Genomic DNA, 24,922 nt, shown 5'->3' with positions numbered 1-24,922 from the left:
TTATTTCACAAAGCGATCGGTCACGAACTGGCTGTAATCCGCCGCCACCGCAGGCACTTTGCCCTGCTCTTTCAGGAACGTGGCAGTGTCGACAATCGCTTTGCTCACCGGCCCGTTCAACTGCTGGACCTGCTGCGCAGGCGTCAGATAGGTGTTGCCTTTTACCAGCCCCGGCACGTCAGCTTCCGGCACGCCGCTCAGACGTGAGAGCTTCTCCAGGTTGGCGGGATGTTTCAGCCATTCATCCGGGTTGCTGATGTATGGCTGCTGTGCGTCGATGGCGCTTTTGGCGAAGGCTTTCACCACTTCAGGGTGTTTCTCGGCAAAGTCCTTACGTACGACCCAGACGTCAAGGGTTGGCGCGCCCCACTGCCCCACTTTTTCGGAGTCGGTCAGCACGGTGCCCTCTTTTTCCAGCTCGTTGACGGCGGGCGCCCAGACGTATGCTCCGTCGATGTCGCCACGCTGCCAGGCGGCAATAATCGCCGGAGGTTGCAGGTTAATGATCTGCACCTGGCCCGGCTTAATGCCCCAGTGTTTCAGCGCTGCCAGCAGGCTGTAATGCGTGGTGGAGATAAACGGCACCGCGATGCGTTTGCCGATCAAATCTTCGGGTTTCGTTATAGTTTTCTTCACTACCAGCGCTTCGGAATTTCCGAGCTGCGACGCCAGCAGGAAAACTTCAATCGGCACCTGCTGGCTGGCGGCCACCGCCAGCGGGCTGGAGCCCAGGTTGCCAATCTGCACGTCGCCCGAGGCTAACGCCCGCACAATCGCCGCGCCGCTGTCGAACTTGCGCCAGTCGACGTTCGCCCCGCTCGCTTTGGCGAAGGTGTTGTCCGCCTGCGCGACTTTCGCCGGCTCAGCGGAAGTCTGATACGCGACGGTGACGTCCACCGCCTGCGCCTGAAATGCCCACAGCGCCAGTGCGCCGAGAAGTGTGATCCGCGATGAAATTGCCATAATGTCTGCTCCCCTTGTTGTTATGAGGGCAGTATTTCCGGCGCGAGAGTTTTGATAAAGGAATAAAAAAGAATCGCTAATGACGATTCGTTTTTAGAAAAAAAGCGGGAAAGGATAGTGAATTTTGTGCGGTTGTTTCGCCGGGTGGCGCTGCGCTTACCCGGCCTACGGTTCGTGCAATTTGTAGGCCGGGTAAGGAGCAGCCGCCACCCGGCAAAGCCCTCAGCGCTGAACAGTCAGCGCAGCAATATCCTGCGGCGTGGTGCGACAGCAGCCGCCAATCAGCTTCGCACCGGCATCCAGCCACTGCGGTAAATACCCTGCCAGCGTCTCGCAGGCTTCACCGTGGTGATGCCAGGTTTTGCTCACCGCGTCATAATGCTCGCCGGAGTTCGGATAGACCACCAGCGGCAGCGACGTCAGGCTGTGCAGATGCGTCAGCGCCGAGGTGGTGTTTTCCAGCGCGATACAGTTGATCCCCAGAGCGATAACCTGCGGGTAGCTTTCGAGCGCAGAAACGACATCCCGCAGCGGCGTCCCGTCACTCAGATGCTCGCTGTCACGCAGGGTAAATGAGAACCATGCCCGGGCGCGGGGATACGCCGTCAGCAACGCCGCCAGCGCCTTAATCTCCGGGAACGAAGGCAGCGTTTCACAGGCCAGCAGATCCGCGCCCGCATCCAGCAGCGCCTCCACGCGGGGACGGTGGAACGCGGTGAATTCTTCAGCGCGACGCACGTAATCGCCGCGATATTCAGATCCATCGGCAAGATACGCGCCGTACGGCCCTACCGACCCCGCCACCAGCAGCGTGCCCGCCTGCGCATTCTCAGCCAGGTACGCTTCCCGCGCTTTGCGTGCCAGCTCTACGCTTTTGCCAATCAGTGCCCGGGATTGCGCCTCGTCCAGCCCGCGTGCGGCAAAGCCCGCAGGCGTGGCCTGATAGCTGGCGGTGATCGCCACCTGTGCCCCCGCGCGGTAGTAGTCGAGGAGCACGTCACGGATCAGCTCCGGGTTCTCCATCAGCACTTTGGCCGACCAGAGGCTGTCGGCAAGGTTACAACCGCGCGCTTCCAGCTCCGTTGCCATTGCCCCATCCAGCACGACAAACGGCTGGTTTTCAAGGAAGGCGGTAAGCGGATTATTCTGCGACATGTTCAGGCTCCTGCGTGGTCAGGTTTCGGGTCAGGTAGTACGCACCATAACACAGGGCGACAAACGGAAGCCCGCAATAAAGGGCAATACGCTGGCTGGGGTCAAACCACAGGCCGACGCAGGCCACCAGACAGAGGATAAAGCCAAGCACGGGCACCAGCGGATACCATGGCGCGCGATACTGCAACGCCGAAAGCGGCTGCCCGGACTGCACGTGACGGCGACGAAACACGAAGTGTGACGCGCAGATGCTGATCCACACCGCCACCACCGCAAAACCGGAAATAGCTGACAGGGCCACAAACACCGTATCCGGCGCGACCACGCTGGAGAACAGCGCCAGCACGCCACCCAGCATGGAAACGGAGAGCGCCGTCAGTGGCACGCCGTTTTTGTTGACGCGGGCAAAGCAGCGCGGCAGCGTTTTCTCGTTAGACAGAGACCACAGCATACGGCCAGAGGCGTACAGACCCGAGTTCGCCGCCGAGAGGATCGCCGTCAGGATCACGAAGTTAAAGATATCCGCCGCATACGGAATGCCGACCTTTTCAAACACCACCACGAACGGGCTTTTCTCCACGCCAGCCTGCTGCATCGGGATCAGCGCCGCCAGCACAAACACGGTGCCAATAAAGAAGATGATGAGCCGGGCGATGGTGGTGCGAATAGCAACCGGAATAACCTTGTGTGGGTTTTCCGTTTCTCCTGCCGCGATGCCGATAAGCTCCGTTCCGGAGAAGGCAAAGTTGACCGCCACCATGGTCATCAGGATCGGCAGACCGCCGTGCGGGAACCAGCCTTCGGCAGTAATGTTGCTTAAGCCCGGCGCCGGTGAACCGTCCTGCATCGGGATAAAACCGAAGATCGCCGCCCCGCCGAGAATAATGAAGGCGATGATGGTGATGACTTTCACCAGCGAGAACCAGAATTCCCCTTCGGCGAAGAAGCGCGTGGAAATGACGTTAAGAGCAAAAATCACCACGCAAAAGACGACGCACCACGTCCAGACGGGAACCTGCGGGAACCAGTACTGCATACAGAACCCGGCTGCGGTAAAGCTCGATCCCAGCGCCACTGTCCACGTAAGCCAGTAGAGCCACGCCACGGTATACCCTGTCGCCGGGCCAAGATAACGAGCGGCGTAGACGTGGAACGCGCCGGTTTCCGGCATTGCTACGGAAAGCTCGCCCAGACACTGCATAACCAGCCAGACCACCAGCGCACCAATAAGATACGCCAGCAGCGTGCCCGCCGCGCCGGTTGTCGAAATGATGTATCCGGTATTGAAGAATAACCCTGTGCCGATAACGCCCCCCAGCGAGAGCATAATCAGGTGACGGGTTTTCATGGTGCGCTTAAGCTGCCCGTTTTGTTGTTCTGTTTGCATATTACCTTCTAAACGTATGGACATCTAAACATCCAAAGAAGGGTGTTATACCGCGATTGTTAACAAAAAGCCACCCGGCACGACTTCGGCGCAATTATTGGTAAATCTTTAAATCAGTTCTATAGTCGACACAGTTTCTTCTTCACCAGGACTCACTATGCGATTTAACGGACTGACCAAAGGTTTCTTTATTCTCATCCTGGCCCTTGTTACCTGGGCTTTCTTTGACGTGCTGTCACCCTATTTCTCGGCGATTCTGTGGGCCGCGATCCTGACCATCATTTTCAACCCGGTGAAAAACAAATTGCGTACCGCGCTGGGCGATCGCAACGGGCTGGCTTCCCTCCTTACACTCGGCATTATCTGCCTGATCGTGTTTATTCCGTTGATGGTGATCCTTTCCTCGCTCGCGGTGGAACTGAACATGGTTTACACCAAGCTGCAACAGAACAACACGCAGTTCCCGGAAGTCATCGCCGGTATTTTCAACCGACTGCCGGACTGGGCCAGCGGCTTCCTGGCGGATCACAACCTGACCAACGCCGCGCAGATTCAGAAAAAGCTTTCCGATGTCGCGTTACAGGGTGGACAGTATCTGGCGGGAAGCGCGTTCCTGATTGGTAAAGGGACGTTCGGCTTTGCTATTAGCTTCGGCATTATGCTGTACCTGCTGTTTTTCCTGCTCAAAGACGGGCCCTATCTGGTGCGCCAGATCCTCGACTCGCTGCCGCTGTCTGACTTCGCCAAACAGCACCTGTTCGCTAAGTTTGTCGGCGTCTCACGAGCCACGGTAAAAGGTACGGCGGTCGTGGCAGTGGTTCAGGGTACGCTTGGCGGTATCGCCTTTGCCATCGTCGGTATTGACGGTAGCGTACTGTGGGGAGCGCTGATGGCGTTCCTCTCCCTGGTGCCCGCCGTCGGCTCGGCTATCGTCTGGGTTCCCGCCGCGATCTTCCTGTTTGCCACTCACCAGCTGTGGCAGGGTCTGTTCATTGTGGGCTTTTTTGTCATTATCGTCGGGCTGGTGGACAACCTTTTACGTCCGCTGCTGGTGGGCAAAGACACCAAAATGCCGGACTACCTGATACTGATCACCACGCTCGGCGGTATGGAGCTGTACGGCATTAATGGTTTTGTTATTGGGCCGCTGATTGCCGCCCTATTTATCGCCTGCTGGAACCTCTTCTCCGGCCGCGACCACGCAGGCAACGCCGAGGAGCTGGACGCAGACTTTATCGAAGAGGGAAAAAACCCTCCGGATCTCTAACGAAACGCGTTTTGTCAGGCGGCCCTGTGCCGCCTTTTTTTTCGCGATAAATCAGGGGTTTTCTATAATCTGAAATGAACGCTCTTCCACATTTGTCGTAGAAGGATCCAACAGGTGCGAATCGCCACGATCACAAACTGGGCCTATGGTGTCACGGTGTGCCTGACCATTGCCTCCGGTATCGTCATGCTGATGGCTTCCCATGCCGACAACGTAGAGCGTCAGGCTGTTAAGCAACGACAAATTTTTGACCAGCTTACGGAAGAGATTGAAGCAGAAACCTGGATGCTCTCCGACTTAGCGCGCCTTTACGCCATCAAAAAAGAGCCCGATGTGCTGAAAGCGTACCAGGCGAAAGAAGGTGAACTGAAGAATATTGAACACAAAGTGGGACAGTTAAAAGATACGGGCGCAACGGGCGAAGAGCTGGCGCTGCTGTATGAAGGGCTGAAGATTGTTGATGGCCTACAGGATGAACAGCAGGCAGCAATTGCCAGCGTCGCCCGGGGTGAGGAACAACAGGCCATTGCGTTACTCTTCGGCAAAATCTACGAACTTGAAACGGAACGCGCCCAGAGCAAGATTGACCATTTTCGTATGCTGCTGGATAAGCGCATTATTGCCGATGTCCAGGCGGCGACCAACACGTCGAAAACGCTGCGTACCGCCTCAGAGGTGATGGTCGGCCTGACCGCCCTGCTCTTCTTATTCGTGATGGGCTTTATTCTCAAGCACCGCGTGCTGCGCCCGGTAGTGCGCCTCAGCGATGTGGTTCACCGCCTGGCCTCACAGGATTACGGCGTCGAAACGCCCCATTTCAACCAGGTCGATGAGATAGGCGATATGGCGCAGGCCATTCGCATTTTCCGCGAGAACGGGCTGGCAAGGCAGCGGCTTGAAAAAGAACGCGACGCAGACTGGGCCATCCGCGAGCTGCTCGCGCGAATGACCCAGCGCTTGCAGGGATGCGAGAACGTCAGCGACGTGATTGAGGTGGCAGAGTTGTTTGCTCCCAACATTGCGCCGGGTGTCGCCGGACGTCTGTATATTCTGGATCGAAACCCGTGGGAGATGCGCTGTGCGGCGGAATGGTTATCTCCACAGGGAGAAAAAAATGCTTTCCACCCCGATCAATGCTGGGCCATACGCCGTGGTCAGAGCCACCCACCGGTCAACGGCGAGCCGGATATCGGTTGCCAGCATCTGCCTGAATCACAAAAAGACAGTTCACTGTGCGTGCCGCTCATTGCGCAGGGGGAAGCCATTGGTTTGCTGTCGTTTCAGAACATCACGCCTGAAACGGCGCCGTCCCGCGCATATCTCGAATTAATGGCGGAAGCCCTGGGTCTGGCGCTGGCCAACCAGCGTCTGCGCGATGCCCTGCTGGAAAAAGCGCTATTCGACCCGCTCACCGGCTTGCGTAACCGCCACCACCTGGAAGATACCCTGCGCACTCAGATAGCTCAGGCAATGCGCAATGATGAGCCGGTGAGCTGCATGATGATCGACATCGATCACTTTAAAAGCATTAACGATCGCTTCGGCCATGAGGCTGGCGATCATGTGATAAAGAGCGTGGCGACAATTGTTCAGCGTGCCGTGCACGATGCCGGCCTGGCCTTCCGCTTTGGTGGCGAAGAGTTTCTGGTGCTGCTAACGGGTGCGGATGAGGAAGCGGCTCACGCCTGCGCAACTGAGATTTATAACGGCGTCCATACGCTGTCGCTGCGCTATGGGCTTGCTGAGATTGGCCCAGTGGATGTGTCGATCGGGATCGCCAGTTACCCGCAGCACGCCCAAAGCGACGACCTGCTGCGCGCAGCAGACGTGGCGCTTTACCGGGCGAAAGAGCTGGGGCGCTCGCGGATCGTCAGTTTCAGTATGCTGGAGACGGGTTAACCGAAACTCAGTGCAAATGACGTCAGAGGTACGCGCACTCTCTTATTCCCTCACATTGAGGGTGCGTTATCATTCTTTGTACAAATAAATCAATCTTAACGATGCCACCATTGATTAAAAATGGGGTGACCTGCTCCCCGTTGATTAGTACACCCCGATGTTAGTAATGTCTTCATAAGCCACATGAGGACATCCCCATGAAGAAGCGTTTTTCCGACGAACAGATCATCAGTATTCTCCGCGAAGCCGAAGCTGGGGTACCCGCCCGTGAACTCTGCCGCAAGCATGCCATTTCCGATGCCACGTTTTACATCTGGCGTAAGAAGTATGGCGGTATGGAGGTGCCTGAAGTTAAGCGCCTGAAGTCGCTTGAGGAAGAGAACGCCAGACTCAAGAAGCTGCTTGCCGAAGCCATGCTGGATAAAGAGGCGCTTCAGGTGGCTCTTGGGCGAAAGTACTGACGACAGACCAGAAGCGGGAAGCCGTGATGTTGATGTGTGATGCGACCGGTCTGTCGCAACGTCGTGCCTGCAGGCTTACAGGTTTATCCCTGTCGACCTGCCGCTATGAGGCTCACCGTCCGGCTGCTGATGCGCATTTATCAGGGCGCATCACTGAGCTGGCACTGGAGCGCAGGCGTTTTGGCTACCGTCGTATTTGGCAGTTGCTGCGCCGTGAAGGGCTTCATGTTAATCATAAGCGCGTGTACCGGCTTTATCACCTCAGTGGCCTGGGCGTAAAACGCAGAAGACGTCGTAAAGGGCTGGCAACAGAACGTCTGCCGCTGCTCCGTCCGGCGGCGCCCAATCTGACCTGGTCGATGGATTTCGTCATGGACGCACTTTCCACCGGTCGCAGGATCAAGTGTCTTACCTGCGTCGATGATTTCACAAAGGAATGCCTGACGGTCACTGTTGCCTTTGGGATTTCAGGCGTTCAGGTCACGCGTATTCTGGACAGCATTGCACTGTTTCGAGGCTATCCGGCGACGATAAGAACTGACCAGGGGCCGGAGTTCACTTGCCGTGCACTGGATCAATGGGCCTTTGAGCATGGTGTTGAGTTGCGCTTAATCCAGCCGGGCAAGCCAACGCAGAACGGATTTATTGAGAGCTTTAACGGACGATTTCGCGATGAATGTTTGAATGAGCACTGGTTCAGCGATATCGTTCATGCCAGGAAAATTATTAATGACTGGCGGCAGGATTATAACGAATGCCGCCCGCACTCCACGCTGAATTATCAGACACCGTCTGAATTTGCAGCGGGCTGGAGAAAGGGTCATTCTGAGAATGAAGATTCCGACGTTACTAACTGAGTGTTGTATCTAATCGTGGGGGCAGGTCAGTTGTTAGCTTCTTCTCTGCTTCTGTCTGGGTGTGCTGTATAGAAACAACAGGTTCTAACTGGTGGTAGCAAGTCTGATGGGACTGTAAAAACGAGTTATTCTTTCGGGATGTTCGCCCCCTAAAGTGAACGTCCAGCAAGGCGCTCAAGCAGCAGCACAGCGTTGCGCTGCATGTGGCTATTCTGGTGCTGAGCCTTTCGGCGGTTATACTTCAGTTTGTTCTCAACCATCCACAAGCGGATGTATGGAAACACTGGTCTCAATGGAGTATCAATGTACTGGCGATATTAAAAAATAAAATAAAGGGGACATCGCCCCCTTATGCCCTTGCCAACCATTTTGTAGGGATCTCTTCCCACTTTTTGCTTACTTCATCAAAGAAGAACACATCATCAATGCCATGCTCAAGGAGGTTAACTGTCTGAGTAGCTGTCGGTATATTCAAATCTTCAACAAGCGCTGACAACACGGTATTGATTTGATCACATCCGTCCCATTCAATAATTTTCTCTTTATGTTTTCCATGAAACCCATAGTGGATACGTAACTGCTTATTGGTCATTACCATCCCCCTACTGTTAGTATTATCCTGATACATTGACTCAACAAAATCTCGTTGCTCTCCAGTCAAGGTGAGTGTCTCCAAAGAAAGAGCCCACTAAATTGTGCAACTAATAGATTTTAGACGATATAAGCCATTTAGCACCGTGATGGGTAGCTTAAAACATGTTGTTAGCCGTTCGCGCCAGCTTGATTTCCTCTCGCTCTTCCTGCTTCTTAGCAAGCCAAGCTTTACCTTCTGGCGTAGCAAGGAATTTACGAGCGTGAATCTTACGGTTGTTGCGCTTAGTGGCTGCCTTATTCGTGGCTTTTGACATGATATCACCTCCGCTGAATCTGCCAGCGCTCAACGTACAGCAGAGAGACAGTACAACGAAAGTTACAATGGTGCAGATAATGGATGACCATTACGTGCCGTGTTGGGCACATAAGAAAAGGCGGCGCGTAGCGCTTCCGCAGGGTGTAATCCCTTCGCAGGGAGGATAAAGCCTTAGCACGTTCTCTTATCAGGTGATCGTTATACTCCGGTGATCGAAACCGTGGCAGAGCCGGATTCTTTCCCGATCCGGTTAGTCTTCCCAACATTACGCCTGTTTATTCTCTGCAACGTCATCTCGACGTGTAGCATCATTGAGCGCCGCACGAAGCGCGGAACGTATCGCTAAGGGTTCAAGTGATGTGTTTAGAGAGTCCGGCAACTCTTTTAGCTTCAAGGGATGGCATAATTTCTAATGCTGTTCGGGCTTGAGCCTGGTAACTACCCGCCAGTACGTTGTACAATACTTGAGCCGATACAACGCAAAGGCGTTTACCAGTGCTAACAGAAGTTACAAACCGTTAGATAAACATGCTAAAGAATGCTGTTTTTACGGGATTTTCTGTTGATGGTGCCGATAATAGGAGTCGAACCTACGACCTTCGCATTACGAATGCGCTGCTCTACCAACTGAGCTATATCGGCCCTGAAAGGCCGGTTACGAGCGTAACCACGGGGCAAAAGAGTAGATCTAACCGGGTGATGCGTCAATGCCCTTTTGAATCAAACGGCTATTTTTGCATCACCCGCGATTATTTACCCACGAATCGTATCATCACCGTAGCCGATCCACTTGTAGGTGGTCAGCGCTTCCAGCCCCATCGGACCGCGGGCATGCAACTTCTGAGTGCTCACAGCCACCTCCGCGCCCAGACCGAACTGGCCGCCATCGGTGAAGCGCGTCGAGGCATTCACGTAAACCGCAGACGAATCCACTTCATTCACAAACCGATCGGCATTGCGCAGGGTGCGCGTCAGGATCGCGTCAGAATGCTGGGTTCCGTGTTCACGAATGTGCGCAATAGCGTCATCGAGATCCGCAACTACCTTCACGTTCAGATCCAGCGACAAATACTCATCGTCGTACTGCTCCGCGTTAACCGGAACGACCTTCGCCGGACCGTCTTTCAGCAGGGCGAAAGCCTTCTCGTCCGCATGCAGCGTGACGCCACTTTCCGCCATCTGCTTGCTCAGCGCTGGCAGGAAGGTACTGGCGATGCCCTGATGCACCAGCAGCGTTTCCACCGTATTACAGGTGCTTGGACGCTGGGTTTTAGCGTTGACGATAATCTTCAGCGCAGGTTCTACCTCCGCGGTGTCATCCACTACGATATGGCATACGCCAATACCGCCGGTGATCACCGGAATGGTAGATTGCTCACGGCACAACTTGTGCAAGCCCGCGCCGCCGCGTGGGATCAGCATGTCGATGTATTTGTCCATGCGCAGCATCTCGTTGACCAGCGCACGGTCGGGGCTTTCAATCGCCTGCACGGCACCCGCCGGTAAACCACACTCCTCCAGCGCCTGCTGAATGACGTTTACCGTCGCGGCGTTGGTGCGCCAGGTCTCCTTCCCGCCACGCAGGATCGCGGCATTACCGGTCTTCAGGCACAGGGAGGCGACATCCACCGTCACGTTTGGACGCGCTTCGTAAATCACCCCAATGACGCCAAGCGGCACGCGGCGACGCTCAAGGCGTAATCCGCTGTCGAGCACCCCACCGTCAATCACCTGCCCTACCGGGTCGGCGAGGTTGCACACCTGACGGACGTCGTCGGCGATACCTTTCAGACGCGCCGGGGTCAGCGCCAGACGATCGAGCATCGCTTCACTCAAGCCGTTGCGACGCGCTTCCAGCAGATCCTGCTCGTTGGCGAGCAAAATTTCCTGCGACTGAGATTCCAGATAATCAGCGATTTTTTCCAGCACGCGATTTTTCTCGCGGCTGGAAAGGAGCGCCAGTTTATAAGAGGCGGCTTTCGCGGCTGCGCCCATTTGTTCCAGCATGTTCTGGCTCCTTAACGAATAATCATGTCGTCACGATGCACGGCAACCGGGCCATATTCATAGCCCAGGATGGCGTCGATCTGCTGGGAATGGTGACCAGCAATCCGACGCAACGCGTCGCTGTTATAACGACTTACGCCATGAGCGATGTCGCGACCTTCAATGTTACGGATTCGGATCACTTCACCACGCGAGAAGTTGCCTGTCACGCTTTTAATTCCTTTTGGAAGTAACGAGCTTCCTCTTTCCAGAATAGCGGTGGTCGCGCCTTCATCCACGGTCAATTCGCCAGCCGGTGGCGCACCAAAGATCCAGCGTTTTCGGTTTTCCAGCGGGGACGCCTGGGCGTGGAAGCGAGTGCCCACAGAGATGCCTTCCATCACATCACCGATCACGCCCGGACGGCTGCCCGCGGCGATGATGGTGTCGATACCGGCCCGGCACGCCACGTCCGCGGCCTGGAGCTTGGTGCCCATGCCGCCTGTCCCCAGACCAGAAACGCTGTCACCCGCAATGGCACGCAGCGCATCGTCAATGCCGTGAACGTCTTTGATCAGTTCAGCCTGTGGATTAGAGCGCGGGTCAGCGGTAAACAGCCCCTGCTGATCGGTCAGAAGCAGCAGCTTATCGGCCCCTGCCAGGATCGCCGCCAGCGCAGAAAGGTTATCGTTGTCGCCCACTTTGATTTCAGCGGTGGCAACAGCGTCGTTTTCGTTAATGACCGGAACGATATGGTTATCCAGCAGCGCACGCAGCGTATCGCGGGCGTTCAGGAAACGTTCTCTGTCTTCCATATCCGCACGCGTCAGCAGCATCTGCCCGACGTGAATGCCGTAGATGGAGAACAGTTGTTCCCAGAGCTGTATGAGTCGGCTTTGTCCCACGGCGGCCAGCAGCTGTTTGGAAGCGATCGTCGCGGGGAGTTCGGGGTAGCCCAGGTGTTCACGCCCGGCGGCAATCGCCCCGGAAGTCACAATCACAATACGATGCCCTGCGGCATGCAACTGAGCGCACTGACGTACAAGCTCAACGATATGGGCACGATTCAGGCGGCGCGATCCGCCTGTTAACACACTGGTACCGAGTTTTACCACCAGCGTCTGGCTGTCACTCATGATTCTCTGCCGTTCAACAATAAGGGAAAATGATGTCAGTCAGACGTTTTAACAGGTGTCAGCTCCGTTGCCAACTGCCTTAGCGCATGACCCGTCACTTTGTTGCGCGGGATCAGGAAGCGTAGCGGCAGATTTTGACAATTTTATTACCGAAAAATTAAAACATACTTTTTTAGACATATTCTTACTTTGTCATAAAACTTTCACCCACGAACGATAAAACCCTTCCTGTTTTTCACGGGGTAATAAGTCGAATCTTATTACTCAGCGAATATTAGCGCGTTTTTATAAAATCAGGATTGAAAATGAAAAAGAGCACTCTGGCATTAGTGGTAATGGGCGTAGTTGCTTCCGCATCTGTTCAGGCAGCAGAAGTTTATAATAAAAACGGGAATAAACTGGACGTGTACGGCAAAGTAAAAGCAATGCACTACATCAGTGATGATGACGCTAAGGATGGTGACCAGACTTACATTCGTTTCGGCTTTAAGGGTGAAACGCAGATTAACGATCAGCTGACCGGCTACGGACGTTGGGAAGCTGAGTTCGCAGGTAACAAAGCTGAGAGCGACTCTTCTCAAAAAACACGTCTGGCATTTGCCGGGCTGAAACTGAAAGACTTCGGCTCACTGGATTACGGCCGTAACCTGGGCGCGCTGTATGACGTCGCCGCATACACCGATATGTTCCCGGAGTTCGGCGGTGACGGCCTGGCGCAGACCGATAACTTCATGACGAAACGCGCCTCCGGTCTGGCCACATACCGTAATACCGATTTCTTTGGCCTGGTTGACGGCCTGAACATGACCCTGCAATACCAGGGCAAAAATGAAAACCGCGACGTGAAGAAGCAAAACGGTGACGGCTTCGGTACCTCCCTGAGCTATGACTTCGGCGGCAGCGATTTTTCTGTGATTGGTGCGTATGCCAGCTCCGATCGCACTAACGATCAAAACCTTCAGGCACGCGGCGAAGGTAAAAAAGCAGAAGGCTGGGCAACCGGTTTGAAATATGATGCCAACGATATTTATCTGGCCACTATCTATTCCGAAACCCGCAATATGGCCCCTATTTCCGGTGGCTTTGCAAATAAAGCGCAAAACTTCGAAGTGGTCGCACAATATCAATTTGACTTTGGTCTGCGTCCATCTCTGGGTTACGTGCAGTCTAAAGGCAAAGATATCGAAGGTATCGGCGATGAAGATATCGTGAAATACATCGACGTAGGTGCTACATATTATTTCAACAAAAATATGTCTGCGTTTGTTGATTATAAGATCAACCAGATCGATGACGATAATAAACTGGGCGTAAGCAGCGATGATATCGTTGCGCTGGGCATGACCTACCAGTTCTGATGTTGTGGTAATAAAAAACCGGCGCTGAGCCGGTTTTTTTGTGCCCGGTGACGCTGTGCTTACCGGGCGTACGGGATAGTACATTTTTCATGCCGGGTAAGGCGTAGCCGCCACCCGGCGCTGTGACATCATCAGGCTCTCAGTTTCACCGCTTCGCTGGAAAAATCGTCCGCAGGCTCCAGCTTCAGATCCAGCGTTGCCAGCAGATCACGAGCTTTGCCGTGAAATTCTTTTAGCGTATGCTCCAGACGATCGATCACTTCCTGATCTTTGATGCTCGTCGCCTGCCAGTGCCCGTCTTTATTAAACAGGCCAAACTGATAGCTATAGGTAAAACGGTTTTCCTGTGCTTCCATTTCCATCCACCAGCCCCAGAACTCACGTTTTTCGGGTGCAGGCTTCACGTTGACGCAAACAGCCAGGCAGTCGAAAAAAAAGCGATTCTCTTCACACTGCTCTTCTCGAATATACGGGCCAAGAGCCATGAACTTCTTAATCAGTCTACTTTTCGGGTGTCCACTCGGTAACGTCATTGCGATCTCCTTTTGTGAAGCACTGTTTTACCAAACCAACGAAATTTAGCAAACTATTAACACAATCTCTGCGTGATCCAGCGTGTGATCTCTTTCAGCGCTTTGTCAAAATTCTGGTACACCGGGCTGAAGGGTACCTCCAGCAATTTACCATCAGAAGATGACGACGTGATTAAGCGTGACTCCTCTTCCGGGCTAAACGGATCGTTCTTCCAGAAACCGGACATCATCGGGGTTGGGCAGCGGCGGCCGAGTAAGCCCTGCGTTTTTAATGAATAACGATTAAGTTCAATGCGCAACGCTTCGTCTGAAGCATCATGCATGCCAAGTCGGCTCGCCAGCACGTCCAGATACATCTCAGGAACGCTACCCTGACGCGCAGGATCGCTTAACAGAGCATGCACCACCGGGCCAAGACAGGCGACGGCCTTCAGGCGTGAAGATTCAAGGTAGGCAAGCCGTACCGCGACGTTAGCGCCAAAGCGGAAGCCAAACGCGCCAACCCGGGTGTGGTCAACCCAAGGGATATTCTCCAGCGCTTTTAAAGCATGCTGGTGCAGCAGGCTGGAGTCTTGCGTAAGTTTCCATTTGGATGAAAAACCAATGGAAGGCATATCAAGCGTCAGCATGGCGATTCCGTTTGGGGCAAAGTAGCGCTCATACAGGCTGTAATAGTCAATTTGTAACGAGTCCAGTCCACCGCACATCAGAACCGTCGGGAACGGCCCTTCCCCCTCCGGCATATGCAGGAATCCGGTCACCGGGCTGCCACCGGGAATGGCGAACTCAATTTCACGCATCCGGCCAGGCAACCGCTGCGCGGCCTCTTCATAAGCCCGGTTTGCCAGCGCCTGGGCCTGCTCTGCCAGTTCGTCGCCTTTAAGATGCGGATATGCAGCGATGCTGTACAGATTTGCCGCATGCAGCCAGTGCTTTCCGCTGAGAGTGGCGTCTTCTTCCTGGCTCGCTTTTTGCTGCCAGAGCATGGCCTGCTTTGACCATTCGTAGATCCAGTTTCCACCACGGTAGCCCACCACCGTATCGTAGAGATCGCCGTCGGTACGCTCGGACTCACTCATCACGATACGCGCCTGCACGTCGAGGATTTCACGCGGATCGATGCCGCGCCAGATCCACATCAGGCGGTTAATCATTCGATACCAGTGGGGCACGTTCTTACCGTCTAACGCTGACTGAACGGCAGGCATTGTCCCCGGATTAAACCGACGCACCAGCGTCGACGTTTCAGGGTGCTTGAAACGGGGTTTGAAGAGAGTTTCGGTAAGATTCGCCTGCGTCATTGCGTTGCCTCCATGGATACGTCATATGAAGACCATTGTAACGCGTGGCAGGCTAAAAAGAACAACGCCCGGCATAACCGGGCGTGTAAAGTTACGTACTGAAATTAACGGCCAGAGATAGGCGGTACGAAGACCACGCCCATATCCCATGGCTGTTCAATCCAGGTATCCTGCGGGATATCAATGACGTAATCATCAACCAGTGGGCGACCCGCTGGTTTCGCAAAGATAGTGACGAAGTGCGCTTTTGGATACATTTCGCGGATAGCCACCGCGGTACCGCCGGTGTCCACCAGATCGTCGATAACGATAAAGCCTTCACCGTCGCCTTCCGCGCGTTTCAGCACTTTCAGTTCGCGCTGGTTGTCGTGATCGTAGCTGGAGATACATACGGTATCGACATGACGAATACCCAGCTCACGTGCCAGCAGCGCCCCCGGTACCAGACCGCCACGGCTGACGGCAATAATGCCTTTCCACTGTTCGGAAGGCATCAGACGCGCAGCCAGTTTGCGTGCGTGAATCTGCAACATGTCCCAGGTGACGACGTATTTTTCGCTCATGTGAAGTGTCCCAGCCTGTTTATATACGGCTTAAAAAAATGAGGGTGAACCAGGTTGCGCGAGATTATAGAGATCTGACGCACTAAAAACCAGTGTTACGCGCCATGAGCCTGAGTTTTTACATGCTTAATGCTACCAGCCACGGGAGAAAGTGGTATTCTCAGTTGCATCTCGCAAGCCTGACTTGTGGTAACGATTAACCTGCTAACCCTGTGACCTGCAACATTGTTTTGCAGCGCAACGACAAGGAGACCTATCGTGTCTGAACTGTCTCAATTATCTCCACAGCCGCTGTGGGATATTTTTGCCAAAATCTGCTCCATTCCGCACCCTTCCTATCACGAAGAACAGCTTGCCGAACATATTATGGGTTGGGCGAAGGAAAAAGGTCTGCACGCTGAGCGCGACCAGGTTGGCAATATTCTTATCCGCAAACCTGCCACCGCAGGTATGGAAAACCGTAAGCCAGTGGTATTGCAGGCGCACCTGGATATGGTTCCGCAGAAAAACAACGACACCGTTCACGACTTCACAAAAGACCCGATTCAGCCGTACATCGACGGCGAGTGGGTGAAGGCACGCGGCACGACCCTGGGCGCAGATAACGGCATTGGTATGGCTTCCGCGCTGGCCGTGCTGGCTGACGACAGCGTTGAACACGGTCCGCTGGAAGTGCTGCTGACCATGACTGAAGAAGCGGGCATGGATGGCGCGTTCGGTCTCCAGGCAAACTGGCTGCAAGCGGACATTCTGATTAACACCGACTCCGAAGAAGAGGGTGAGATCTACATGGGCTGCGCGGGCGGGATCGATTTTATCTCTACCCTGCCGCTGTCCCGCGAAGCGATCCCTGCCGGATTCGAGACCTTTAAGCTGACGCTGAAAGGGCTGAAAGGCGGTCACTCCGGCGGTGATATTCACCTGGGCCTGGGCAACGCCAACAAACTGCTGGCGCGTTTCCTGGCGGGCCATGCCGCTGAACTGGATCTGCGTCTGGTGGACTTCAACGGCGGTACTCTGCGTAACGCGATCCCTCGCGAAGCCTTCGCTACCGTGGCGGTGCCTGCGTCGAAAGCGGACGAACTGAAAAAACTCTCCAGCGTGTATCTGGAGATCCTGAAAAACGAACTGTCTGCAAAAGAGAAAAACCTGACGGTGGTGCTGGAGTCCGTTACGACGGATAAAGCCGCGCTGACCGCACAGTCTCGTGACACGTTCGTCCAGCTGCTGAACGCAACGCCAAACGGCGTTATTCGCAACTCTGACGTGGCGAAAGGCGTGGTGGAAACCTCCCTGAACGTGGGCGTGGTGACCATGGGTGACGACAGCGCAGAGATCATCTGCCTGATCCGTTCCCTGATCGACAGCGGTAAAGAGTACGTTGTGAGCATGCTGGAATCTCTGGGTACCCTGGCGGGCGCGAAAACGTCTGCAAAAGGCAGCTACCCGGGCTGGCAGCCGGATGCAAGTTCTCCGGTCATGGCACTGGTGCGTGAAACTTATCAGCGACTGTTCAACAGCACCCCGAACATTCAGGTTATTCATGCGGGTCTGGAGTGTGGTCTGTTCAAGAAACCGTATCCGGATATGGACATGGTCTCCATCGGGCCAACCATCACCGGGCCACACTCCCCGGATGAGCAGGTTCACATTGAAAGCGTCGGTCACTACTGGACGCTGCTGACTGAGCTGCTGAAAGCAATTCCTGTTAAGTAATTAGCCGTTTGATGCCCGGTGGCGCTACGCTTGCCGGGCCTACGATTAGCGTAATCTACAGTCCCAACACCAGTTGACGCTCCAGCTGCGGATCCAGCAAGGTGACGTGCAGCCCCACCAGCCTCACCCCTCGTCCGCCCCGCCGTTCTTCCCACGCCTTTTTCGCCGTCGCGATAAGATCCTCTTTGTTGAGGCGTGGCCAGACGTGCTCCTGCGTCGTCTGCTGAAAATCGTTAAATTTCAGTTTGATGCCCTGTCGGGCAATAAGCAGATCCGGTTTGACCTTCAGTAAGCGTCGTTCAAGCTCAGGATAAAGCTGTTCCGTAATAATGGTTTCACACTCGGTCCAGTCATGGATATCTTCGCTCAGCGTGCGTTCAACGCCGACCGATTTACGCAGCCGTTCGTTGTTCACATCCCGGTCATCAATGCCCTGACTGCGTTCCCACAGTACGCGGCCAAACTTGCCAAAACGCTTAAGCAGCAGCGCCAGATCGCTGCGCTGAACGTCTTCGCAGGTGCGTAGCCCCATACTTTCCAGCTTCGCGGCGGAGACTTTGCCCACGCCGGGGATTTTGCTGAGCGGCAGCGTCTTTAAAAACGCCGGAACCTCTTCCGGAGTGATGACGTACTGGCCGTTGGGCTTATTTAAATCGGAGGCGATTTTGGCGAGAAATTTGACCGGCGCGACGCCTGCCGATGCCGTCAGGTTCAGCTCATTAAAAATAGTCTGGCGGATCTCCTGCGCCATGAGGGTGGCGGAGCCGTGGCAGTGCATGCTGTGGGTGACATCCAGATAGGCTTCATCCAGCGATAACGGTTCAATCAGTGAGGTGTAGCGGGAGAAGATCTCCCGAATGTGGCTCGATGCTTCTTTATAGGCATCAAAACGTCCGGGCAAAAGAGTGAGATGCGGGCACAGTTTCAGCGCCATCGCTGTCGGCATGGCGCTGCGTACACCGTATTTGCGAGCAGGATAGTTGGCGGTGCTGATGACACCGCGCTGAACCCGGCTGCCGCCAATGGCGATCGGAATATCCCGCAGCGCCGGGTTGTCACGCATCTCCACTGCGGCAAAAAAGCAGTCCATATCGACATGGATTATTTTGCGCATAGTAAGCCCTCACTTATTACTGGATAAGTATACAGTAAACAAATGAGGGTTGAGAAGTGCGCGCAGGAATTGTCGGGTGGCGGCGTTGCCTTACCCGACCTGGAAGACTAAATAATGCGTTGCTGCTCGCGAGCCATCCGCTTTTTCCGCGCATCGCACGGTTCCGGACAATCGCACACTTTTTCCATTCCGATGGAAGAGATGCCTCCGCAACTGCCCTGAATGCTTTTACGCTTGATGATCCAGCCTAAGGACATGCCGAAGATCACCAGCACAAACACCGCAAAGGTCGCCAGAAAAGTCAGCATAATCAGCCTCCGAAATCATCAAGCATGATGTTCTCATCTTCCACGCCAAGATCTTTTAGCATCTTAATCACGGCGGCGTTCATCATTGGTGGACCACACATATAGAACTCGCAGTCTTCCGGTGCCGGGTGCTGTTTGAGGTAATTTTCATACAGCACGTTGTGGATGAAGCCCGTATAGCCTGTCCAGTTATCTTCCGGCTGCGGATCGGATAGCGCCACATGGAAGGTAAAGTTAGGGTTATCACGCGCCAGTTGTTCAAACTCATCGTCATAGAACATTTCGCGCAGTGAACGCGCCCCGTACCAGAAGCTGATCTTACGCTTGCTGCCAAGTCGTTTGAGCTGGTCAAAAATATGCGAACGCATCGGCGCCATACCCGCACCGCCGCCGATAAAGACCATCTCCGCGTCAGTATCTTTGGCAAAGAATTCGCCGAACGGGCCGGAAATCGTCACTTTGTCGCCAGGCTTGAGGGACCAGATATACGACGACATGACGCCAGGAGGGGCATCAGGCACATTCGGTGGCGGCGTGGCGATACGCACGTTGAGCATAATAATGCCCTTCTCTTCCGGATAGTTAGCCATGGAATAGGCGCGAAGCGCGGGCTCTTTTACCTCGGAAACAAAGCGGAAGAGGTTAAATTTATCCCAGTCTGCCCGGTACTCCTCAGGCACATCGAAGTCAGCATACGCGACGGTGTGTGCCGGACAATCAATCTGGATATACCCACCCGCACGGAACGGGACGCTCTCCCCTTCAGGGACACGCAGCTTGAGCTCTTTGATGAACGTAGCTTTGTTATCGTTAGAGATAACTTCGCACTCCCATTTTTTCACGCCGAAGATCTCCTCCGGCAGCTCAATCTTCATGTTCTGGCGCACAGCGACCTGGCACGCCAGACGGCATCCCTCTTTCGCTTCACGCTTCGTGATATGCGACAGTTCCGTTGGCAGAATATCACCGCCGCCCTCTTTGACCGTCACACGGCACTGGCCACAGGAGCCACCGCCGCCACAGGCAGACGAGACAAAAATCCCGTTGCCGGAGAGCGTGTTAAGCAGCTTATCCCCTGCCGGGGTACGGATCTGATTCTGCGGATCGTCATTGATATCAATGATCACATCCCCGGAATTGACCAGCTTCGCACGCGCCGCCAGGATCAGCCCTGACAGCACCAGTACTATCAGCGTGAACATCACCACGCCAAGAATAATTTCCATCTGTTAGCCCTTATAGCTGCACACCGGAGAAGGACATAAAGCCCAACGCCATCAGGCCGGTGGTGATAAAGGTGATCCCTAAGCCACGAAGCCCCGCAGGTACGTTGGCATATTTCATTTTTTCACGGATCCCCGCCATGGTGACAATCGCCAGCATCCAGCCGATACCGGAACCGAAGCCATACACAACCGATTCACTGAAGTTGTAATCGCGCTGAACCATAAACGAGACGCCACCGAAGATGGCGCAGTTCACGGCGATCAGCGGCAGGAAGATCCCCAGCGCGTTGTACAGCGACGGGAAGTATTTATCGAGGATCATCTCCAGGATCTGAACAAGCGCCGCAATCACTCCGATAAAAGTGATGAAGTTCAGGAAGCTAAGATCAACCCCCTCCACCAGCGCGCCATCGCGCAGCACGAAGTTGAATACCAGGTTGTTAATCGGAACGGAAAGCCCCAGCACAACGGTAACTGCCACGCCCAGACCAAATGCCGTCGATACCTTTTTAGAAACGGCAAGGAACGTACACATGCCCAGGAAGAAAGCGAGCGCCATGTTTTCAACAAACACCGCGCGCACAAATAAACTCAGGTAATGAGCCATTGTCGGTTACTCCTTTTCCTGCTGTTCAGGCTTCAACGTACGAATCAGCCAGATCAGCAAACCGATAATGAAAAATGCGCTTGGGGCCAGCAGGAACAGGCCGTTCGGCAGATACCAGCCGCCGTTCTGTACCGTATCCAGCACCGGAATGCCAAACAGCTTGCCGCTGCCAATAAGTTCGCGCAGGAAACCAACCGTCAACAGGATCACGCCGTAACCCAGGCCGTTGCCAATACCGTCCATAAAGCTCGCCAGCGGTGGCATTTTCATCGCATAGGCTTCAGCACGCCCCATCACGATGCAGTTGGTGATTATCAGGCCGACAAACACCGAAAGCTGCTTCGAGGTTTCATAGGCGAAGGCGCGCAGGAGCTGATCGACCACGATCACCAGCGAGGCGATAATAGCCATCTGCACGATGATCCTCACGCTGTTGGGTATGTGGTGGCGGATCATTGAGATAAACATGCTGGAAAACGCTGTCACCAGCGTTACCGCCAGCGTCATGACCACCGCCGTTTCCAGCTTGGTGGTCACCGCCAGCGCCGAGCACACCCCCAGCACCTGTAGCGTTATCGGGTTATTGGCTAACAGCGGGCCAATCAGCACCTTTTTAACTTCTTTCAGTTCACCCGTATCAGCCATTATTCAGCGCTCCTTCACGTACATTCTTCAGGAAGGGACCAAAGCCCAGTTCACCCATCCAGAAATCAAAGCTGTGCTGCACACCGTTAGAGGTGAGCGTGGCACCGGAAAGGCCATCAACGGCAAATTCATCGCCGGGACGCGCGCCCCCTTTCACCACCTTCAGCGCAGGCTGGCCGTTGTCGTCGAGCACTTTTTTACCAACAAACTGTGCCCGCCAGTTAGGGTTCTCAACTTCGCCTCCCAGCCCTGGTGTTTCGCCCTGATCGTAATAAGTAATGCCTTTGACCGTACGACCATCGGTTTCCAACGCCACAAAGGCGTACATCATTGACCATAAACCGTTGCCATAGATGGGCAACACGATTTCCTGGATGCGCTTTTGCTCGTCACGGACGAGGTAAATCTCCGCGACATTACTGCGGCGCTTAATGCCTGCCGGATCCTGCGAGGCGTCAAGCGTGGTGCTCATCTGCGGATCTTTTAGCGCCAGCGCCTGGTTGTATTTCGCCGGGTCTTTATCCATTAACTCCCCGGTTTTTAAATCCACCAGCCGTGCGGTAATACGTTCGGCAAACACCGCTGCGACGTCATCCTTCGTCATGCCTTCCTGCATCAGCCCGGCCACGGCCAGGATGTTACGCTGTTTATCCAGCGCTCGTTGCTCCTGCTGTAGCGGCTTTAACCCTACGGCAGAACCGGCTACCACGATGGAACAGACCAGACACAGTACCAGCACCACCAGCAGCGTTTTGCTGATGCTGTCGTTATTTTTGATCTCAGCCACGCGCCTTCCTCCGCTTAATGTTGGCGCGCACGACCAGGTAGTCGAACAGCGGCGCAAACAGATTGGCAAACAGAATGGCCAACATCATCCCTTCCGGATAGGCCGGGTTGACCACGCGAATCAGTACACACATCACCCCAATGAGCGCGCCGTAACACCATTTACCTCTGTCGGTAAACGAAGCCGAGACCGGATCGGTGGCCATGAACATCATGCCAAACGCAAAGCCTCCCAGCACGAGGTGCCAGTACCACGGCATGGAGAACATCGGGTTTGTGTCTGAACCAATGAAGTTGAAAAGCGTGGCGGTGAGTACCATCCCGAGCATGACGCCAGCGACAATGCGCCAGGACGCCACGCGGCCAAAGAGGATGATGGCCCCGCCGATCAAAATCATCAGGGTAGACACTTCACCGATGGAGCCTGGAATATTGCCGATAAACGCATCAAACCAGGTGACAGGCTGTCCGGTTGCATTGTTGACCAGCGTTTCGCCGCCGCCTGCCGCCCACTGTGAAAGTGGCGTCGCGCCGGAGAATCCGTCTGCTGCCGTCCACACCAGGTCTCCCGAGATTTGCGCCGGATAAGCAAAGAACAGGAACGCGCGCCCTGCCAGCGCCGGGTTGAGGAAGTTGCGTCCGGTCCCACCGAAGATCTCCTTGGCAATCACCACGCCAAAGCTGATCCCCATCGCCGCCTGCCAGAGCGGCAGCGTTGGCGGGACAATCAGCGCAAACAGAATAGAGGTGACAAAGAAGCCCTCGTTGATCTCATGTTTGCGAATAATAGCGAACAGCACCTCCCAGAAACCGCCCACGATAAAGACAGTCATATAGATAGGGAGGAAGAAGACAGCGCCCAGCGTCATCATGCTGACCCAGCCGGCATCTGCCGCAAAGCTCACCCCCAGCGACTGCGCCAGACGATAGTGCCAGTCAGACTGAATCACCTGCGCCAGCTGCTCTGCATCGTACATATGGTGCAGCGCCGGAATAGTTTGCAACCCAACGTTATACATCCCCCAGAACATGGCCGGGAAGACCGCAAACCAGACCAGAATCATCATTCGCTTGAGGTCGATGGCGTCGCGAACGTGCGCCGCGCCTTTCGTCACCAGACCCGGCGTGTAGAAAATGGTCGTTGTCGCTTCATACAGCGGGTAGTACTTTTTGAGCTTCCCTTCGGTAAAGTGCGGCTCAATTTTTTCAAAGAGGTGTTTTAAGCCCATGGTTATCCTTCCTGCTCAATGCGGGTTAACACCTCGCGCAATACGGGTCCATATTCGTATTTACCTGGACACACGTAGGTACACAGCGCCAGATCTTCTTCGTCCAGCTCCAGACAGCCCAACGCCTGGGCACCGTCGGTATCGCCGGCCAGGAGATCGCGCAGCAGCACGGTGGGCAGAATATCCAGCGGCATCACGCGTTCGTAGTTGCCAATCGGAACCATGGCGCGCTCACCGCCGTTGGTGCTGGTGGAGAAGTTAAACAGCTTACGACGCAGGAAGTGGCCGAGCGTGGTGCGCGTTACCGAGTATTTTTCTGCACCAGGCAGCACCCAGCCGAACAGCTCTTTCTCGCGTCCTTCAAGCACAACGCTCACCTGAAGATGGAAACGACCCAGCCAGGCCATCGGGCCTGTCGCGTGCCTGCCGCTCAGCACCGAACCGGAAATAATACGGTTTTCACCCTCTTTCGTTTCGCCAGTCAACAGCGCCGTCAGGTCTGCCCCAAGCAGCGTGCGAACCAGACGCGGTTGGGTTGCCTGAGGGCCGCCGATGGCAATAATGCGTTCTGCGCACAGCTCACCCGTGGTGAACAGCTTACCGATAGCGATCACGTCCTGATAATTAAGATGCCAGACCTGTTTCGTCAGGCTTACCGGCTCCAGGAAATGAATATGTGTTCCCACCAGCCCGGCCGGATGCGGACCGGCAAATTCATTAAAGGCCACCTGCCCTTGCGGATGGCCGCCCAGCTTACCGCCGCTGGCCTGGCAGACATGCACTTTGCCCGGCGTCAGGCGCGTTAACACGGTGAGGCCGGCATCGAAAGCTTTGCGTTCCGCCAGGATAAGAGGCTGCGGATCTGCGCTGAGCGGGTTGGTGTCGATGGCCGTAACGAAGATAGCGGCTGGCACAGTGCCTGGCACGGGCGTTTTGCTATAGGGGCGCGTGCGAAGCGCCGTCCACAGTCCTGACTCCAGCAGTTGCGTCTGCACCGCGTCGTGGCTGAGGGTAGCGAGATCGGCGGCGTCAAAACGCGCAAATTCGCGTTTCTCATCGCCTTCAATTTGAATAACTACCGATTGCAGAACGCGACGCTCACCACGATGGATGGCGACAACGGTGCCGCTGGCTGGGGCGGTAAACATAACGCCAGGATTTTTTTTATCCTCGAAGAGCGCCTGGCCTTTTATGACGCGATCGCCTTCCTGTACCAGCATCGCGGGACGCATGCCCACGTAATCATCACCTACAATAGCGACATGATGAATACTGGCGCCGGTGGTGACGTGCTGTTCAGGCACGCCAGAGATTGGCAGATCGAGTCCTTTTCTAATTCTAAACATGTGGTTAGCAGGTATCCATGAACAACAATCCAGAGAGGCCGGAGTGTATCATTTTCGGCCCTGCCAGGGGCAGCAAATCCGCCGACTGGCGCGCCGAAATGCGAGCTATTGCGCAAAGTTCCTGGAGTCAGGACATTATGAATGGGTTATAAAGTAAAACTAATTTGTA

The 24,922-nt window shown here is 54.9% G+C and carries 24 protein-coding genes and 1 tRNA gene; 6 read left to right on the top strand and 19 right to left on the bottom strand.

Translation table 11 applies throughout. From position 1 onward, the window contains the following. The 3 genes from tauA to mmuP all read right to left on the bottom strand — a co-directional run bounded on the left by tauA (window position 1) and on the right by mmuP (window position 3,505). Window positions 1-963 carry a taurine ABC transporter substrate-binding protein gene (gene tauA, locus ACQG0T_RS04600; protein ID WP_047718014.1) on the bottom strand — a complete coding sequence of 321 codons (963 nt, stop codon included), beginning with the start codon at window positions 961-963 and terminating at the stop codon, window positions 1-3. A gap of 222 nt (window positions 964-1,185) precedes the next feature. Next, entirely contained in the window at window positions 1,186-2,118 is a 933-nt protein-coding gene (gene mmuM, locus ACQG0T_RS04595) for a homocysteine S-methyltransferase (protein ID WP_271040574.1), read from the bottom strand. Then, window positions 2,105-3,505 carry an S-methylmethionine permease gene (mmuP, locus tag ACQG0T_RS04590; RefSeq protein WP_023303171.1) on the bottom strand — a complete coding sequence of 467 codons (1,401 nt, stop codon included), beginning with the start codon at window positions 3,503-3,505 and terminating at the stop codon, window positions 2,105-2,107. Before mmuP ends, mmuM begins: the two co-directional genes overlap by 14 nt. A gap of 157 nt (window positions 3,506-3,662) precedes the next feature. Between mmuP and ACQG0T_RS04585 the strand changes: the two genes are divergently transcribed. The 4 genes from ACQG0T_RS04585 (at window position 3,663) to yecR (ending at window position 8,317) form a co-directional block, all read left to right on the top strand. Beyond that, complete coding sequence (locus ACQG0T_RS04585; protein ID WP_017383139.1) at window positions 3,663-4,772, top strand: AI-2E family transporter; 1,110 nt, start codon at window positions 3,663-3,665, stop codon at window positions 4,770-4,772. A gap of 114 nt (window positions 4,773-4,886) precedes the next feature. Beyond that, the gene (locus ACQG0T_RS04580) at window positions 4,887-6,671 is read left to right on the top strand and encodes a diguanylate cyclase (RefSeq protein ID WP_252051379.1); all 1,785 of its coding nucleotides are present in this window, start codon (window positions 4,887-4,889) and stop codon (window positions 6,669-6,671) included. 197 nt (window positions 6,672-6,868) lie between these two features. Continuing rightward, window positions 6,869-7,989 (top strand): IS3-like element ISSen4 family transposase gene (locus ACQG0T_RS04575; protein ID WP_096147877.1). Its coding sequence is split into 2 segments (ribosomal slippage): window positions 6,869-7,127 and window positions 7,127-7,989, totalling 1,122 coding nucleotides; the frame shifts between segments, so codons are not numbered across the junction. A gap of 154 nt (window positions 7,990-8,143) precedes the next feature. After that, the gene (gene yecR / locus ACQG0T_RS04570) at window positions 8,144-8,317 is read left to right on the top strand and encodes a YecR family lipoprotein (RefSeq protein ID WP_223862021.1); all 174 of its coding nucleotides are present in this window, start codon (window positions 8,144-8,146) and stop codon (window positions 8,315-8,317) included. Window positions 8,318-8,338: 21 nt separating this feature from the next. Here yecR and ACQG0T_RS04565 read toward each other — a convergent pair whose 3' ends face one another. The 5 genes from ACQG0T_RS04565 to proB form a co-directional block, all read right to left on the bottom strand. Next, window positions 8,339-8,581 carry a hypothetical protein gene (locus ACQG0T_RS04565; protein ID WP_023303151.1) on the bottom strand — a complete coding sequence of 81 codons (243 nt, stop codon included), beginning with the start codon at window positions 8,579-8,581 and terminating at the stop codon, window positions 8,339-8,341. Window positions 8,582-8,738: 157 nt separating this feature from the next. After that, on the bottom strand, window positions 8,739-8,897 hold the full coding sequence (locus tag ACQG0T_RS04560; RefSeq protein WP_023303150.1) for a hypothetical protein: 159 nt from the start codon (window positions 8,895-8,897) through the stop codon (window positions 8,739-8,741). Between the two features lie 568 nt (window positions 8,898-9,465). Continuing rightward, a tRNA-Thr gene (locus tag ACQG0T_RS04555) sits at window positions 9,466-9,541 on the bottom strand. Between the two features lie 111 nt (window positions 9,542-9,652). After that, window positions 9,653-10,906: a glutamate-5-semialdehyde dehydrogenase gene (gene proA / locus ACQG0T_RS04550; RefSeq protein WP_058689030.1), complete on the bottom strand. Its 1,254-nt coding sequence runs from the start codon at window positions 10,904-10,906 to the stop codon at window positions 9,653-9,655. Window positions 10,907-10,917: 11 nt separating this feature from the next. Beyond that, complete coding sequence (proB, locus tag ACQG0T_RS04545; RefSeq protein WP_252051381.1) at window positions 10,918-12,021, bottom strand: glutamate 5-kinase; 1,104 nt, start codon at window positions 12,019-12,021, stop codon at window positions 10,918-10,920. Between the two features lie 305 nt (window positions 12,022-12,326). On the opposite strand from proB, the gene phoE reads away from it, so the two are divergent. Beyond that, the gene (gene phoE / locus ACQG0T_RS04540; RefSeq protein WP_252051384.1) at window positions 12,327-13,379 is read left to right on the top strand and encodes a phosphoporin PhoE; all 1,053 of its coding nucleotides are present in this window, start codon (window positions 12,327-12,329) and stop codon (window positions 13,377-13,379) included. Window positions 13,380-13,510: 131 nt separating this feature from the next. On the opposite strand, the gene crl is transcribed toward phoE, so the two are convergent. From crl to gpt, 3 genes are all read right to left on the bottom strand, one after another. Then, window positions 13,511-13,912, bottom strand: coding sequence for a sigma factor-binding protein Crl (gene crl, locus ACQG0T_RS04535; protein ID WP_006809999.1), 402 nt, complete (start codon window positions 13,910-13,912; stop codon window positions 13,511-13,513). A 56-nt stretch (window positions 13,913-13,968) separates the two neighbouring features. After that, window positions 13,969-15,213 carry an esterase FrsA gene (gene frsA / locus ACQG0T_RS04530; RefSeq protein ID WP_017694464.1) on the bottom strand — a complete coding sequence of 415 codons (1,245 nt, stop codon included), beginning with the start codon at window positions 15,211-15,213 and terminating at the stop codon, window positions 13,969-13,971. 104 nt (window positions 15,214-15,317) lie between these two features. After that, window positions 15,318-15,776: a xanthine phosphoribosyltransferase gene (gene gpt, locus ACQG0T_RS04525; protein ID WP_003863205.1), complete on the bottom strand. Its 459-nt coding sequence runs from the start codon at window positions 15,774-15,776 to the stop codon at window positions 15,318-15,320. Between the two features lie 258 nt (window positions 15,777-16,034). Between gpt and pepD the strand changes: the two genes are divergently transcribed. Beyond that, on the top strand, window positions 16,035-17,492 hold the full coding sequence (gene pepD, locus ACQG0T_RS04520; RefSeq protein ID WP_032652656.1) for a cytosol nonspecific dipeptidase: 1,458 nt from the start codon (window positions 16,035-16,037) through the stop codon (window positions 17,490-17,492). Between the two features lie 55 nt (window positions 17,493-17,547). Here the strand turns inward: pepD and dinB are convergent, their stop codons facing one another. From dinB to ACQG0T_RS04480, 8 genes are all read right to left on the bottom strand, one after another. Next, entirely contained in the window at window positions 17,548-18,606 is a 1,059-nt protein-coding gene (gene dinB / locus ACQG0T_RS04515) for a DNA polymerase IV (RefSeq protein ID WP_023303124.1), read from the bottom strand. Between the two features lie 107 nt (window positions 18,607-18,713). Next, entirely contained in the window at window positions 18,714-18,914 is a 201-nt protein-coding gene (gene nqrM, locus ACQG0T_RS04510; protein ID WP_003863212.1) for a (Na+)-NQR maturation NqrM, read from the bottom strand. A gap of 2 nt (window positions 18,915-18,916) precedes the next feature. Beyond that, complete coding sequence (nqrF, locus tag ACQG0T_RS04505) at window positions 18,917-20,140, bottom strand: NADH:ubiquinone reductase (Na(+)-transporting) subunit F (RefSeq protein WP_015571374.1); 1,224 nt, start codon at window positions 20,138-20,140, stop codon at window positions 18,917-18,919. 10 nt (window positions 20,141-20,150) lie between these two features. Next, window positions 20,151-20,747 carry an NADH:ubiquinone reductase (Na(+)-transporting) subunit E gene (nqrE, locus tag ACQG0T_RS04500; RefSeq protein ID WP_003863217.1) on the bottom strand — a complete coding sequence of 199 codons (597 nt, stop codon included), beginning with the start codon at window positions 20,745-20,747 and terminating at the stop codon, window positions 20,151-20,153. A gap of 6 nt (window positions 20,748-20,753) precedes the next feature. Next, a complete protein-coding gene (locus ACQG0T_RS04495) occupies window positions 20,754-21,392 on the bottom strand; it encodes an NADH:ubiquinone reductase (Na(+)-transporting) subunit D (protein ID WP_003863219.1) in 639 nt (212 codons plus the stop codon). Further along, on the bottom strand, window positions 21,385-22,179 hold the full coding sequence (locus ACQG0T_RS04490; protein ID WP_017383124.1) for a Na(+)-translocating NADH-quinone reductase subunit C: 795 nt from the start codon (window positions 22,177-22,179) through the stop codon (window positions 21,385-21,387). The genes ACQG0T_RS04495 and ACQG0T_RS04490 overlap by 8 nt, the downstream gene beginning before the upstream one ends. Beyond that, window positions 22,172-23,407, bottom strand: a complete 1,236-nt coding sequence (locus tag ACQG0T_RS04485) for an NADH:ubiquinone reductase (Na(+)-transporting) subunit B (RefSeq protein WP_015571375.1) — start codon at window positions 23,405-23,407, stop codon at window positions 22,172-22,174. The genes ACQG0T_RS04490 and ACQG0T_RS04485 overlap by 8 nt, the downstream gene beginning before the upstream one ends. Window positions 23,408-23,409: 2 nt before the next feature. After that, entirely contained in the window at window positions 23,410-24,753 is a 1,344-nt protein-coding gene (locus ACQG0T_RS04480; protein WP_017694469.1) for a Na(+)-translocating NADH-quinone reductase subunit A, read from the bottom strand. Window positions 24,754-24,922 lie beyond the last annotated feature (169 nt).

The sequence above is a fragment of the Enterobacter cloacae complex sp. 302F9 genome (genome assembly GCF_050030335.1).
GTDB lineage: Bacteria > Pseudomonadota > Gammaproteobacteria > Enterobacterales > Enterobacteriaceae > Enterobacter > Enterobacter hormaechei_C.
This window is presented reverse-complemented; position numbering and strand designations above follow the sequence as displayed.

Bases quoted from the DNA above. Each gene is read 5' to 3' on its own strand.
- nqrE (WP_003863217.1), bottom strand. From the start codon at position 20,747: ATGGCTCATTACCTGAGTTTATTTGTGCGCGCGGTGTTTGTTGAAAAC.
- phoE (WP_252051384.1), top strand. From the start codon at position 12,327: ATGAAAAAGAGCACTCTGGCATTAGTGGTAATGGGCGTAGTTGCTTCC.
- ACQG0T_RS04585 (WP_017383139.1), top strand. From the start codon at position 3,663: ATGCGATTTAACGGACTGACCAAAGGTTTCTTTATTCTCATCCTGGCC.
- ACQG0T_RS04495 (WP_003863219.1), bottom strand. From the start codon at position 21,392: ATGGCTGATACGGGTGAACTGAAAGAAGTTAAAAAGGTGCTGATTGGC.
- mmuM (WP_271040574.1), bottom strand. From the start codon at position 2,118: ATGTCGCAGAATAATCCGCTTACCGCCTTCCTTGAAAACCAGCCGTTT.
- crl (WP_006809999.1), bottom strand. From the start codon at position 13,912: ATGACGTTACCGAGTGGACACCCGAAAAGTAGACTGATTAAGAAGTTC.
- mmuP (WP_023303171.1), bottom strand. From the start codon at position 3,505: ATGCAAACAGAACAACAAAACGGGCAGCTTAAGCGCACCATGAAAACC.
- ACQG0T_RS04565 (WP_023303151.1), bottom strand. From the start codon at position 8,581: ATGACCAATAAGCAGTTACGTATCCACTATGGGTTTCATGGAAAACAT.
- ACQG0T_RS04480 (WP_017694469.1), bottom strand. From the start codon at position 24,753: ATGTTTAGAATTAGAAAAGGACTCGATCTGCCAATCTCTGGCGTGCCT.
- ACQG0T_RS04560 (WP_023303150.1), bottom strand. From the start codon at position 8,897: ATGTCAAAAGCCACGAATAAGGCAGCCACTAAGCGCAACAACCGTAAG.
- frsA (WP_017694464.1), bottom strand. From the start codon at position 15,213: ATGACGCAGGCGAATCTTACCGAAACTCTCTTCAAACCCCGTTTCAAG.
- proB (WP_252051381.1), bottom strand. From the start codon at position 12,021: ATGAGTGACAGCCAGACGCTGGTGGTAAAACTCGGTACCAGTGTGTTA.
- gpt (WP_003863205.1), bottom strand. From the start codon at position 15,776: ATGAGCGAAAAATACGTCGTCACCTGGGACATGTTGCAGATTCACGCA.
- ACQG0T_RS04485 (WP_015571375.1), bottom strand. From the start codon at position 23,407: ATGGGCTTAAAACACCTCTTTGAAAAAATTGAGCCGCACTTTACCGAA.
- dinB (WP_023303124.1), bottom strand. From the start codon at position 18,606: ATGCGCAAAATAATCCATGTCGATATGGACTGCTTTTTTGCCGCAGTG.
- tauA (WP_047718014.1), bottom strand. From the start codon at position 963: ATGGCAATTTCATCGCGGATCACACTTCTCGGCGCACTGGCGCTGTGG.
- nqrF (WP_015571374.1), bottom strand. From the start codon at position 20,140: ATGGAAATTATTCTTGGCGTGGTGATGTTCACGCTGATAGTACTGGTG.
- nqrM (WP_003863212.1), bottom strand. From the start codon at position 18,914: ATGCTGACTTTTCTGGCGACCTTTGCGGTGTTTGTGCTGGTGATCTTC.
- proA (WP_058689030.1), bottom strand. From the start codon at position 10,906: ATGCTGGAACAAATGGGCGCAGCCGCGAAAGCCGCCTCTTATAAACTG.